This is a genomic window from Streptomyces sp. NPDC001492, from assembly GCF_053597275.1.
In genome coordinates this window covers 131,239-143,854 of sequence record NZ_JBSFHW010000005.1, presented here as the reverse complement: position 1 = coordinate 143,854, position 12,616 = coordinate 131,239, and the positions used below count along the sequence as shown (strand labels likewise).

The 12,616-nt window shown below is 70.9% G+C and carries 12 protein-coding genes; 5 read left to right on the top strand and 7 right to left on the bottom strand.

What is annotated here, in order from left to right; genetic code table 11:
* Positions 1 to 185 precede the first annotated feature (185 nt).
* Positions 186 to 1,328, bottom strand: coding sequence for an aminoglycoside phosphotransferase family protein (locus ACWC1K_RS08400; protein WP_450829512.1), 1,143 nt, complete (start codon positions 1,326 to 1,328; stop codon positions 186 to 188).
* Between the two features lie 244 nt (positions 1,329 to 1,572).
* Between ACWC1K_RS08400 and ACWC1K_RS08395 the strand changes: the two genes are divergently transcribed.
* Positions 1,573 to 3,063, top strand: coding sequence for a DNA-binding protein NsdB (locus ACWC1K_RS08395; protein WP_450829510.1), 1,491 nt, complete (start codon positions 1,573 to 1,575; stop codon positions 3,061 to 3,063).
* Between the two features lie 74 nt (positions 3,064 to 3,137).
* Here ACWC1K_RS08395 and ACWC1K_RS08390 read toward each other — a convergent pair whose 3' ends face one another.
* Positions 3,138 to 4,571, bottom strand: a complete 1,434-nt coding sequence (locus tag ACWC1K_RS08390; protein WP_450829508.1) for a PP2C family protein-serine/threonine phosphatase — start codon at positions 4,569 to 4,571, stop codon at positions 3,138 to 3,140.
* Positions 4,572 to 4,966: 395 nt separating this feature from the next.
* Here ACWC1K_RS08390 and ACWC1K_RS08385 point away from each other — a divergent pair, with 395 nt between their 5' ends.
* Complete coding sequence (locus tag ACWC1K_RS08385) at positions 4,967 to 5,380, top strand: SsgA family sporulation/cell division regulator (RefSeq protein WP_450829506.1); 414 nt, start codon at positions 4,967 to 4,969, stop codon at positions 5,378 to 5,380.
* Positions 5,381 to 5,398: 18 nt separating this feature from the next.
* Here the strand turns inward: ACWC1K_RS08385 and ACWC1K_RS08380 are convergent, their stop codons facing one another.
* The 3 genes from ACWC1K_RS08380 to ACWC1K_RS08370 form a co-directional block, all read right to left on the bottom strand.
* Positions 5,399 to 6,007 (bottom strand): DJ-1/PfpI family protein, encoded by a 609-nt coding sequence (locus tag ACWC1K_RS08380; RefSeq protein ID WP_450829504.1) that lies wholly within the window; start codon positions 6,005 to 6,007, stop codon positions 5,399 to 5,401.
* Between the two features lie 108 nt (positions 6,008 to 6,115).
* Positions 6,116 to 7,213, bottom strand: coding sequence for a baeRF3 domain-containing protein (locus ACWC1K_RS08375; RefSeq protein WP_450829502.1), 1,098 nt, complete (start codon positions 7,211 to 7,213; stop codon positions 6,116 to 6,118).
* An 81-nt stretch (positions 7,214 to 7,294) separates the two neighbouring features.
* Positions 7,295 to 7,717, bottom strand: a complete 423-nt coding sequence (locus tag ACWC1K_RS08370; RefSeq protein WP_450829835.1) for a PaaI family thioesterase — start codon at positions 7,715 to 7,717, stop codon at positions 7,295 to 7,297.
* 79 nt (positions 7,718 to 7,796) lie between these two features.
* On the opposite strand from ACWC1K_RS08370, the gene ACWC1K_RS08365 reads away from it, so the two are divergent.
* Positions 7,797 to 8,222 carry a MarR family winged helix-turn-helix transcriptional regulator gene (locus ACWC1K_RS08365; protein WP_450829501.1) on the top strand — a complete coding sequence of 142 codons (426 nt, stop codon included), beginning with the start codon at positions 7,797 to 7,799 and terminating at the stop codon, positions 8,220 to 8,222.
* Between the two features lie 4 nt (positions 8,223 to 8,226).
* Here the strand turns inward: ACWC1K_RS08365 and ACWC1K_RS08360 are convergent, their stop codons facing one another.
* Positions 8,227 to 9,813, bottom strand: coding sequence for an alpha/beta hydrolase (locus ACWC1K_RS08360; protein WP_450829499.1), 1,587 nt, complete (start codon positions 9,811 to 9,813; stop codon positions 8,227 to 8,229).
* A 351-nt stretch (positions 9,814 to 10,164) separates the two neighbouring features.
* On the opposite strand from ACWC1K_RS08360, the gene ACWC1K_RS08355 reads away from it, so the two are divergent.
* Both ACWC1K_RS08355 and ACWC1K_RS08350 read left to right on the top strand, forming a co-directional pair.
* Positions 10,165 to 10,818: a chaplin family protein gene (locus tag ACWC1K_RS08355; protein ID WP_450829833.1), complete on the top strand. Its 654-nt coding sequence runs from the start codon at positions 10,165 to 10,167 to the stop codon at positions 10,816 to 10,818.
* A gap of 123 nt (positions 10,819 to 10,941) precedes the next feature.
* Positions 10,942 to 11,796, top strand: a complete 855-nt coding sequence (locus ACWC1K_RS08350; RefSeq protein WP_450829498.1) for a GNAT family N-acetyltransferase — start codon at positions 10,942 to 10,944, stop codon at positions 11,794 to 11,796.
* Positions 11,797 to 11,884: 88 nt separating this feature from the next.
* Here ACWC1K_RS08350 and ACWC1K_RS08345 read toward each other — a convergent pair whose 3' ends face one another.
* Complete coding sequence (locus tag ACWC1K_RS08345) at positions 11,885 to 12,613, bottom strand: class I SAM-dependent methyltransferase (RefSeq protein ID WP_450829497.1); 729 nt, start codon at positions 12,611 to 12,613, stop codon at positions 11,885 to 11,887.
* Positions 12,614 to 12,616: the final 3 nt, after the last annotated feature.

The following is a 12,616-nucleotide window of genomic DNA, read 5'->3' as shown; positions in this document are numbered from 1 at the left end:
ATTTCCCATGTCAACACGAGGGTGGAGGAGTTTCTGCGCGGCGGTGTGCGGGCCTGCGGGGCGTCAGTGGAGTACACCAATGGCCCCTGGCGAAGACCCTTCGGAAAGGTCTGCCGAGCAGGTGCGCACATACGAAGGTCCGCGGTACGCCGTTGTCCTGGGCGCACCGCGGACCTTCGTCCCCGTCAGCGAGTGCCGACCGCCGCGCGTACGGCCCGTCGGGCCAGCTGGCAGTCGTCGTGCAGCCGCCTCAGCAGCAGCCGCTGTTCCTCGCCGGACGGCGCAGCACCTGGGTGGGCCACTCCCGGTGCCGCCGGGGTCGTGTCGTGCATCGAACGCTGCACGGCTGTTTCGTAGGTACGGATCTCACGGGTCAGTACGAGCATCAGGTTCACCAGGAACGCATCCCGCGAGGCCGGGCCCGCCGACTGCGCGATCTGGCTGATCTGACGGCGGGCCACCGGCGCGTCGCCGAGCACCGACCACAGGGTGGCCAGGTCGTAGCCCGGCAGGTACCAGCCCGCGTGCTCCCAGTCCACCAGCACTGGACCGGCCGGTGAGAGCAGGATGTTCGAGAGCAGTGCGTCGCCGTGGCAGAACTGGCCCATGCCCTGCCGGCCCGCCGAGTGCGCGATGCCGTGCAGCAGCTTCTGCAGGTCGCCCATGTCGCGGTCGGTGAGCAGACCCAGTTCGTGGTAGCGGGAGATGCGGGCCGCGTAGTCGAGCGGGGCGTCGAAGGTGCCCGCCGGCGGCCGCCAGGCGTTCAGCCGGCAGATCGCGCCGAGGGCCGCCCTGATGTCGGCGCGCGGTGGGGCCTCGGCCGGGTGCCGCTGCAGTGCCGCGACCCGTCCCGGCATCCGCTCGATGACCAGTGTGCAGTTGTCCGGGTCCGCCGCGATCAGTCTCGGCACCCGCACCGGCGGGCGGTGCCGGACGAACGAGCGGTATGCCGCTATTTCATGGCGGATCCGCTCGGCCCAGGCTGGGGAGTGGTCCAGTAAACACTTGGCGACGGCCGTGCTGCGCCCGGTGGTGCCGACCAGGAGCACGGACCGGCCGCTGCGGCGCAATATCTGCACCGGAGCGAACTCGGGACAGATCCGGTGCACCGACGCGATCGCCGTCCGCAGCTGGGCGCCCTGGGGGCCGGACAAGTCGAGTCTCCCGCTGAGCGGTTGCGTGCCGAGCCCGGCGGGGCGCCGCGGCCGGCCCGCGCCGAGCGCGGGGGCCGCCGGACGCGCGCCGGGGTCGAGGTAGGGGCCGCTGCCCGCCGGGCGGGAGTGCAGCGACCGGGGCGGGGCGGACACGGAGGACGATGCTGCGTACATGGGCGAAACAGATCCCTTCGTGTGCCTGCGACGACAAAGCGCTACCCGGCCCGGCACCTCGGGTGCACCCTGGGGAATGCATCCCTTGTTCAAGAAGGCGACCGGGTCGGGGTGGCGCTTTCCTACCTGACACCCGATGCCCAGTGGCACACCATCTGGCGAACCCTGGCGAACCCTGGCGAATAGTCGCCCGGCAACTTGCACCGGGCTACTGTCAACTCAGCCGAGAACCTGGGGGCTTGACGTGAGCGGACAACCCAACACCCGCCTTGCGGACCTGTTCGGCCTGGCCGGCTGGTCCAAGGGTGAACTCGCGAGGCTGGTCAACCGGCAGGCGGCGGCCATGGGCCACCCCCAGCTGTCGACCGACACTTCCCGGGTGCGGCGTTGGATCGACATGGGAGAGATCCCGCGCGATCCGGTGCCACGGGTGCTGGCGGCTCTGTTCACCGAGCGTCTCGGCCGTGTCGTGACCATCGAGGACCTCGGTCTGGTCCGGCACGGGCGTACGGGGAAACGGCAGGACGCCGGGAGTGTGGAACATCCCGACGGTGTGCCGTGGGCGCCCGAGCGGACCGCGGCGGTCCTCACCGAATTCACGGGAATGGACCTCATGCTCAACCGACGCGGCTTGGTGGGCGCGGGTGTCGCGCTCACCGCAGGATCCGCACTCAGCAGCGCCATGTACGACTGGCTGCACACCGATCCCACCCTCTCCGCCGACGCTCCCGACTTCGACAATCCCCTGCACGCCGACCCCGCCGGGTTCGACCGCTACGAGGCCGCTCCCATCGGGTCGCAGGAGATCGAGGAACTGGAGCGCTCGGTCGAGGTGTTCCGGGCCTGGGACGCCGCCCGCGGCGGCGGGCTGCAGCGCAAGGCGGTCGTGGGCCAGCTCAACGAGGTGGGCGGCATGCTCGCCTACCGTCACCCCGACCATCTCCAGCGACGTCTGTGGGGCGTCGCCGCCAATCTCGCCGTCCTCGCGGGCTGGATGTCGCACGACGTCGGCCTGGAACCCACGGCCCAGAAGTACTTCGTCATCGCCGCGCATGCCGCGAGAGAGGGCGGCGACCGGCCCCGCGCCGGGGAGGCACTCTCCCGGGCGGCGCGCCAGATGGTGCACCTGGGCCGGCCCGACGACGCACTGGACCTGATGAAGCTCGCCCAGTCCGGCTCCGGCGACGAGGTGCTGCCGCGCACCCGGGCGATGCTCTACACCATCGAGGCCTGGGCACAGGCCTCCATGGGCAAGGGCCAGGCGATGCGCCGCACCCTCGGCCGGGCGGAGGACCTCTTCGTCTCCGACCGGGGTGATGTGCCGCCGCCGAGCTGGATGCAGATGTTCAAGGAGGAGGACCTGTACGGCATGCAGGCCCTGGCCTACCGCACCCTGGCCGAGCACGAACCGGGAGCGGCCGTGCACGCCCAGCACTACGCGGAGAAGGCACTGGCCCTCAGGGTCGACGGACGGCAGCGGTCGAAGATCTTCGACTTCCTGTCCATGGCCTCGGCGTGCTTCATCGCCGACGACCCCGAACAGGCCGACCGCTATGCACGCCTCGCCCTGATGTCGATGGGATCCAACTCCTCCCACCGCACCTGGGACCGGCTGCGCCAGATGTACCGGCTCACCGCGGAGTACTCCAGCTACCCGAAGATCCACGAGCTGCGGGAGGAGATCAAACTCGCGTTGCCCAGGACGGCGAAGGGCGGCAACAGCGCACGGGCATAGGGGGCCTGTGCAGCTGTCGCTGCTTCATCTCACCGGGTCAGCCGGGCTTCATCTCACCGGGGCACCCGGAGGGTTCACCTCACCTTGGCGGCGAGCAGGCACGCGTCGTTCTCGCGGTCGGCCTCGCCGTATTCCTCCACGACCATCCGTACGCAGTCCTGCGCGGTCTCTGCCTCGGTCAAGCGGGGGGCCAGGCCGAGGAGTTGGTCCGCGGTCAGCGTCTCCGTACTCCCGCGCCCGGGCACCAGCCCGTCGGTGTGCAGCAGGAGCAAATCGCCCGGCTCAAGGGTCTCTTCCGCCTGCTGGTAGGAGGCCTGCGAGGTCGCACCGAGCAGGACGCCGTTCGGTGCGTGCAGCCTGCGCCCCGTCCCGTTGCGGAACAGCAGCGGGGCGGGGTGTGCTGCCTGTGCCCAGGTCAGCGTGCGGGTCTCGGGGCGGTAGCGGCAGCAGACGGCGGTACCGAGGGCGGGTTGCACGGTGGCGTCGAGTAACTGGTTCAGCCAGGCCATCAGCTGCCCGGGCTCGGTGCCGGCCATCGCCATGCCGCGCACGGCGCCCAGCAGCGTCGCCATGCCCGAGGCGACGGCCATGCCGTGTCCGGTGAGGTCGCCGACGCCGAGCAGGGTCTGGCCGTCTGGCAGTTCCAGCGCGTCGTACCAGTCGCCGCCGATCAGTGCGCTGGTGGAGGACGGCAGATGGTGTGCCGCCAGGTCCAGTGTCTCGGGCCGTTGCTGCGGGAGCCGCAGGGAGCCACGCCATGGCGGCAGCACGGCTTCCTGCAACTCGACCGCGAGCCGGTGCTCGGTCTGCGCGCGGTGCTGGTGGCGCTGCAGCGAGTCACGGGTCTCGCTCACCACCTTCTGGCTGCGGCGCAGTTCGCTGACGTCCCGCAGTACGGCCCACATCGAGGCGGTGCTGCCGTCAGTGTCGAGCACGGGCTCGCCCATCATGTGCACGGTGCGGACCTCGTCGTCCGGGCGCACGATGCGGAACTCGCCGTCGATGGGCTTGGCGTCGACGAGGCAGTCCGTGACCATCGTCGTCAGCTTGGCGCGGTCCTCGTCCAGTACCAGGGAGGGCAGTTCGTCGAGGGTGAGTGCCGGGGTGGCGGGGTCGCGGCCCAGGATCTGGTAGAGCTCCCCGGACCAGGTCGCCTCGTCCGTCAGCAGGTTCCACTCGGCGCTGCCGACCCGGCTGAGCAGCGAGTCGCGCGGGGGAGCGGAGGGCACGGCCCGGGCGAGGTGTGCCGGGTCAGCGACCGGGGGCACGGGCGGCGGGCCGTCCCGGAGCTGCCCCAAGTGGGTGTCGATGTCGCTGAGTTGGTGCAGTGCCAGATCGCACAGCGCACGCTGCCACCGCTCCTGTGGGTCCGAGCCGTCGCCGCGGGCGTCCCGCCGTACGGCGTCCACGCCGCCCTTGAGCCGCCGCGTCTGCGATATCAGCGCCTCGACCGAGCCGCGTCCTGGCGGCTGGGCGGCTGGGTGATCCGCAGAGAGGTGGGACGGCATGGCGCACTCCGATGCGGGGACGGTACGACCGGGGCAGGCGGTTGAAGGACCGTTACGACTGTTGCACAGCCCGCGACGCCCTGTAAGGGATTTGGCAACACACGATACGGTGGTGCTTCTGGCATATGCCACAGTCTTCACGGAGCGGTCGTGCGGTGCGAATGGCGTACGTCGCAGGCGGGTCAAGTCGTAGGCAGCGTACGCGATTTGAAGGGTTGTTGTGAATTTCCGATGCGCGTTCAGTCGTGCGTTCGACGCCTCTTTGTTCTAGCCCTCGCCGCGTGACGCAGGTCACACAAAATTGCAAGCGCTTCCACGTAATGCAAACGGCTCCTGCGGGCTCGTACCAGCACACCGGAAATCCGGCCGACCTCCGACCGCAGTGGAGACCGACCATGGACCTCACCCTCGAGCAGCCCGCCCGCGGCCGTCTGATCACCGCCGACGAGCGGGAGCTCCCGGTTCCCGCCACGCTGCGCTATGCCGCCACGGAGCCGCTGGCCGTGCACCTCGACTTCCCGCCCGAGGTCTCCCTGGACGGCACAGGAGTGACCTGGACCTTCGGCCGCGCCCTGCTGGACGAGGGGCTGCGCGGTCCCGCCGGGCACGGCGACGTGCACATCTGGCCGTGCGGACAGGACCGTACCGTCATGGAGCTGCACTCTCCCTACGGCCTGGCCCTGCTCCAGTTCGACACCGCGGCCCTGCGCCGGTTCCTGCTGCGCACCTATGCCGTGGTGGCGGCCGGGCAGGAGGACATCGGCACGGCCGTCGAGGAGGGGCTGAGCTCGCTGTTCGGCAATGTCTGAGGTGCGGTTCGCGGGGCGTCAGCGCAGTGCGGCCTCGCCCGCGCGGACGGCACGCAGGGCGCGCTCGACGCTCTGTTCGTTCTCGCCCACCGGGGCCACGTAGTCGAGGACGTCGCGGGCGGCGTCCTCCCCGAGGGTGCGGGTGATGACCCAGGTGGCGAGATACTGCGAGGCCAGACAGCCGCCGGCCGTGGCGATGTTCCCTGCGGTATGGAACGGCGCGTCCAGCACGGTGACGCCGCAGGCTTCGACGAAGGGCCGGCTCGTCCTGTCCGTGCAGGCGGGCATGGAATGCAGCAGCCCGAGCCGGGCGAGCACCAGGGCGCCCGAACACTGTGCACCGATCAACTGCCGTGCGGGGTCGAGCGGCAGCCGGGAGATCAGCCGGTCGTCGGCGACCACGTCCCGCGTCTTCACCCCGCTGCCGATCAGCACGACGTCGGCTTCGCTCACGAACTCCATGGGGCGCTGCCCGGTCACCTCGACGCCGTTCATGGAGGCGACCACCGGCTCGGGCGTCGTGATGAAGGCCTCCAGACCGTCCTTCCGGCACCGGTTGATCAGCGCGGAGGCGATGAAACTGTCCAGCTCGTTGAATCCGTCGAAGGTGACCACGGCGACCTGCATGAACATCTCCTCGAGGCACGGCACCAGGAGATCGCAGTCTGCCAGTGGTGCCGTGCCCGGGTCGCGGGCCAATCGACGAGCGGTGGCCCGCCCCGAGGCGGGTGGGGTTCAGTAGCGCAGGATTCCCGCGATCCCGTGGGCGTCGCCCAGCATCCCGTCCGGCACGAAGCGGACGTCCGCGCCCGTCTCCAGGCACTGTTCGACGATCTCGTCCACGATGTCCTCGCGGGAGTCCAGGTCGCCGCTCTCGGCCGGGATCAGATGGCCGCCGAGGACGTCGCGCACCGTCACGCGGTAGTTCTCCTCGACCGCGAGCAGCCCTACGCGGCCCTCGCGGGCGCTCTGCCAGACCTCGTCGACACCGGCGGCGAACGCCTTGCGGCCACGGGCCGCTTCGAGCTCCCGGGCCACGGCTTCGGTGTTCTTGCGTGCCTCGGCGGCGACCTTCGGCCGTACCGCCTGCCACACGGCGTCGGGAGTGCCGTGCGCGAGACCGCCGTGCCGGACGTGCACCGCCTCCTTCGTGACGCTGCCGACCTCGTCCATCGCGGACAGGGCCGCCTGCTCGCCCGTGACGTACAGCGGCCGCGGCTGCTCGCGCAGGACCATGCCCATCGCGGCGTCGGCCTCCCGCAGGAAGTGGCGGGTGTCCTCGTCGCGGAAGGTGCTCGGCATGTCGCCGATGCGTTCCTGCCGTTCGGCGTCGAAGTTCACCGGGCGCCTGATCATGGGGAATCCGCCGGTTCGCTCCTCCGTGACGCGGTCGGTGCCGCCGCTCCACAGGGTGACCCGGTCGGAGGAGACCGACAGTACCCAGAACGGCCGTTCGGCTGCTTGGGCGGAGACGAGGTTGCGGGTCAGGAAGGTGTCCGAGAGCACCACGCGCTCCGGCACCGTGCGGGCGAGCGACCACACCTGGTGCTCCCCCGGAGCGGCGAAGATCACCAGGCCGTCCTCGGCATGCGTCAGGTCCACCTCCCGAAGAGCCTGGTCGAGCTGACGGACCACGTCGGAGCGCCGTTCGCGGGTCACCGCGGGGTCGGACTCCAGCTGCTTCTTGGCCTCGGCCACCACATTGCGCAGCCGGACCGGATCCTGGGCGTTTTCGGGCTCCCGGCGGTGTGTGGGCGTCAGCACCGACACGGCCGGATAGGCGCGCGGGCGCCGGAGCTCGGACAGGGTTGAGGGACTCAGGTCGTGCTCCATACCAAGCACCATAGGGCCGTTTCCCCCAAAGGGCATTAGGGACAGCCGTACTGGGCAATCAGGGCAATTCCGGCTTCCGGTCTACCGCTGCTCGCCGTTCGGCTCGATCACCGCGATGTTGCCCTGCGCCACGGCGCACAGGGTCTGCTCCCCGGCGGCGTCGATCGTGATCAGGTCGCAGCGGGTGACGACCCGGGTGCGGCCTGCCCGCACCACCCGGCCGTGCGCGCGCAGGACCTCGCCGGTGGCGGGGCGCAGGTAGTCGATGGTGAACCCGGACGTGATCAGCCCCGCCCCCGCGACGGTGCCCGCTGCGAGCGTCAGCGTGTTGTCGGCCGCGTAGGAGAGCACCCCGCCGTGCACGAAGCCGTACTGCTGGAGCAGTTCCTCGCGGATGTCCAGCTCCAGGGTGGCCTCGCCGTCCCCGAACTCCGTCACCCGGGCGCCCAGCAGCCTGCTGAAAGGCTGCTGGGCGAGGATCTCGCGGGCCAGGTCCAGATCCATCGTCCTGCTCACCCTTTCAGTTCACTTCACTAGTGAAGTGACAGTGGCGCGGGCCGGCCCCGTCTGTCAAGATCGGCCCATGTCCGAGCCTGATCAGCGTCTTTACTTCCTGCTGCAGCGGGCGGCGCACCAGTTGCGCACGACGGTCGACCGCCGCTGCCTGGCCGCCGCGGGCGTCACCACCGCCCAGCTCGGCGCGCTGTTCGCCGTGCGGGACCAGCCCGGGCTCACCCAGCAGGAGCTGGCCCGCATCCTCGGCCTGCGGGAATCCGCCGTCACGGCTCTCGTCGGACGGCTCACCGCGGCGGGACTCCTGCTCAAGCAGCAGCATCTGCGTGAACACCGGGCCGTCAGGCTGGAGTTGACCGAGGCGGGCGTCGCCGCCCTGCGCGCCGGACAGCCGGAGGTCGACCGCCTGAACGCGCAACTGCGGGCGCTGCTCGGGGACGACGGGTTCGTAAGGACGGCGGGGGCGCTGCGGCAGCTCGCCTCCTGGGAGAGCTGACACGTCAGGTGGCCGGGGTCTCGTCGTCCTCCGGGCCGCACGAGCTGCCGGTCGGCGGCAGGCTGCCGTAGAGCAGGAAGTCGTCGACCTTGCCCTGGACGCACTTGGAGGACGCGTAACCGGTGTGGCCCTCGCCCTTGTTGTCGAGCACCACGGCCGAGGAGCCCAGCCGCTTCGCTGTCTCCACGGTCCAGCGGTACGGCGTCGCCGGATCGCCGCGGGTGCCGACGAGCAGCATCTTCGGGGTGTGGACGTCGCGCACCCGGTCGCGGATGAAGTCGGTGCCCTTGGGGCGGCCGTAGCACATCAGCAGCTCGGTGAGGCGGTAGCGGCCGAAGACCGGGGAGGCCTGCTCGTACTCGGCGCGCAACCGGCCGAGGTCCTCGACGATCCGGTCGGCGCCCGGGCGATCGGGATCGTCCGCGCAGTTGATCGCCATCAGCGCCGCCGGAAGGTTGTCGAGCGGGACGTCGTTCTCGTCGACCAGGCCGCCCCCGGCGTGCTGCCGGAAGGGAAGCGCGTCCCCGCCGGACGAGAAACCCATCACCCCGCGCGCGTCGCCGTCCTCGACCAGCTCGGCGATCGCGCGCTCCAGCGACGGCCACAGGTCTTTGCTGTAGAGCGCCTGGCTGATCGCCCCCACCAGGTCCTGCCCGGTGAATTCCTGGCCGAAGTCCGTCGGCAACGGGTCCTTGTCGAGGGAGTCGACGAGATGCACGACCTGCTCACGGGCAGCGCGCGCATCCTGGCCGAACGGACAGGCGATGTCCTTGGTGCACCAGGTGATGAAGTCGTCCAGGGCCGTCTGCTGTCCCTCGGCACCCGCCACTCCCTGCTCGGACATCGGTTCGGTCAGCGTGTCCACCCCGTCGAGGACCAACCGCCCGACCTTCTTGGGGAACTGGGCCGCGTACACGGCGCCGAGCCGGGTTCCGTAGGAGAAACCGAGGTAGTTGAGCTTCTTGTCGCCGAGCGCCGCACGCATCACGTCCAGGTCGCGTGCGGCGTTCACCGTGCCGATGTGGGGGAGTACCGGACCCGAGTGCTTCGCGCACTGGGCGGCCGCCTCCTTCAACTGCCGCAGCACGGCCCGCGGATCGTTGCTCTCCGTGATCCCGTCGGCGGCGGCCGAGGCTTCCTCGGAGCCGTCTCCGCAGCTGACCGGTGAGGACCTGCCGACCCCGCGCGGGTCGAAGGTCACCACGTCGTAGCCGTTGGTGAGCCTCATGAAGTCGTCGCCGCCGGACGCGAGTTGGCTGACACCCCCGGCGCCGGGGCCGCCGAAGTTCAGCAGCACCGAACCCCGCTTCTTGCCGGTCGCCCGGTAGCGGGCGAGGGCCAGGTCGAGCGTGCCGGCCTTCGGGCCGGCGTAGTCGAGGGGGACGGTGACCTTGGCGCACTGAAGGTCCTTGGGCATGTCGGCGCCCTTGCACCCGGACCAGGTGATCTTCTGCCGGTAGAACCGTGACAGGTCGGGCCCGGTGCGGTCCGAGGCGGCCGTGGGCAGCCCTGCGGCGAGCAGGGCCAGGCCTACGGCTCCGGTGACGGCGAAGCGTCGGACAGCGGGCCGCGTTGACAGCTTGGCCAGCATCAATGCCTCCCGGGGCGCCCGCCGGGGACCGGGAGAACGGCGCCCTCGATCACGATAAGCGGATGCCGCAGGGCGCGCCTCCGGGCGAGCGGGGGCCTACGGGATGCCTTACCCTGCGCTCCTTCGCCGCGCATACGGCGGTTTGGTCGTGAGCGCGACATCCGCGCCACTCGATGGGGTGAAAGGTGAATAAGCCATAACCTGGACGATTTCCAGGCGTTTTATCCGGTGCGGGCGCGTGCCCGCTTCTCCGGCGCGGGTATGCACCCGTGGCCATGTCTGGAAGGCAGGGAACCTATGAGAAGGGTTACCCGAAACGGTGTGATCGCCGTCGCCGCTGCCTCGGGAGCGATGGCGTTGACGGTTCCGGCTTACGCCACAGCCGCGGCGGACGGTGCGACCGCCGACTCGCCCGGCGTGACCTCGGGCAACACCGCCCAGCTCCCGGTCCACGTACCGGCGAACGTGTGCGGGAACACCGCGAGCGTGGCGGGACTCCTCAACCCCGCCGCGGGCAACAGCTGCAGCAACAAGGGTGCGGCCGGCAAACGTGCGGCCGGCGGCAGTGCAGCCCGCGGCAGCGGTGAGGATTCGCCGGGCGCGGTCTCCGGCGACACCCTCCAGCTCCCGGTCCACCTCCCGGTGAACGCCGACGGGAACACGGCGAACGTGGCCGGCGCCGGCGATGCGGCCACCGACGACGAATCCGTCGACGACTCCGTCGGCCACGCCTGCTCCTGCAGCGAGCCGGAGCCGACCGCCCCGTCCGAGGCGCCTGCGAAGCCCGTGACCGTCCCGGCGAAGGTTCATCCGAAGCCTGCGGTCGTCCCGCCGAAGGCGCATCCGCGGTCGGCGCCCGCCCTGCACGCCGCCCCACGCAAGGCGCCGGCCTCCCTCGCCCACACCGGCACCGACCAGACACTGCCCGCCGCCCTGGCCAGCGCCGCACTGGTGCTGGGCGGAGCCGCCATCCGACGGCGCTTCCGTCCAGGGCCGGGGCGCTGAGCTCGCTCGGCAACGGCTCAAACCCACCGTGACGCGCCCCGCAAGATCCGCAAGGATGCTGCGGGGCGCGGTCGATCATCGCGCCCCCTTGTCCGCCCTACCCCCACGGAATGGAGCGCACGCATGACCTCCGCTGCCCTCGAAGACCTCGTCGTCACCCAGGCCGGACCCGAGGACTGGCCGGTGATCAGCGGATGGGCCGCGGACGAGGGATGGAACCCGGGAGCGGCCGACGAAGCGGCGTTCTTCGCGCAGGACCCCGACGGGTTCTTCCTCGGCCGGATCGACGGCGAACCGGTCTCGGCGATCTCCGTCGTCAACTACGGCCCCGACTACGCCTTCCTCGGCTGCTACCTCGTCCGGCCCGACCTGCGCGGCCGCGGACACGGCCTCACCACCTGGAAGACCGCGCTGGCCCACGCGGGCAGCCGCACCATCGGTCTCGACGGGGTGGTGGCCCAGCAGGACAACTACCGCCGCTCCGGCTTCGAACTCGCCCACCGCACCATCCGGTTCACCGGGACCGCGCCCGCGGCCGAGGCCCCGGCCGGCGTGCACCATGTGCAGGAGACCGACCTCGCCGAGCTCACCGCCTACGACAGCGCTTGCTACCCGGCCGACCGACCCCGCTTCCTGGCGCACTGGCTGACCGGCACCGGACACCGTGCCCTCGTGCGCCGCACCGGCGACCGGGTCACCGGCTACGGAGTGATCCGCCCCGGCCACGACTCGCTCCGCATCGGCCCGCTCTTCGCCGACACCCCCGAGGACGCGCAGGCCCTGTTCACCGCCCTGACCGCCGAGGCGGCCGGCAGCGAGGTCGCCGTGGACGTGCCCGAGACGAACGCGCCGGGCCTCGCCCTGGCCGAACGAGCAGGCTTCACCCCCTCCTTCGAGACGGCCCGCATGTACACCGGCCCGGTCCGCCCCTACGCTCGGCACCGTGTCTTCGGCGTCACGACACTGGAACTCGGCTAGGGCCTGCCCGGGGTCCACCCCGCGAGTCGTGGGGTCTGGCACGCCCTCCGCCCAGGGGCGTTGGCCGGCCTGATCCGCCGGACCGCCGCTAACGCGCCACCGCCGTCAGCAGCACCATCCCCGAGTCCCCGTAGTCCGGCAGGGTCGGGTCGGCGTCGATGTGGTGGACGGACAGGTCTCGGGTCATGGGGGTGAACACCCTGGTGACCATGTCCGGGTCCACCGGGCAGCCCGGCCAGCGCGACACCGGCCCGATGCGGTAGGTGGGCATGTTCTCCATGAAGGCGGCCACCAGGTGCCCGCCGGGGACCACGCAGCGGACGAAGGCGCGGCAGAAGTCCGTGAACTCCGCGTAGTCCTCGGTGGCGCCCTCGGCGACGAAGTGCATGGACGCCAGCTCGTACCCGGCGGGCTCCAGCTCCCTGACGTCCGCGTGGACGACGTTGACATGTGCGAGCGCCCCGGCCAGCGTGGCCGGCAGGTCGGGGTTGAGGCGTCGGCACAGCGCGTGGAACGGCAGCCAGCTGGCGTCCGGTCCGCACTGGATCTGGCGCTCCAGATAGGCGATGTTGCCCGCACCCGCGTCGACGGCCTCGATCCGGCGGCTCGCGGCGGCCGCGAGGATCAGGGGATACAGGTTGGGCCCGGCCCCGAACTCCACCGAGCGCCCGACGGAGCCCGGCGCGAAGCGGCGGTAGAACGCCGAGTGGTGGGTGATGACCGCAGCGTCGGAGGGGTGCAGGTCGCGGTAGTTCTCCGCGAGGTAGTCCGCGACCGGCCAACGGTCCCAGTCGACGTCGTCGTTGTGCGTCTTCATGGC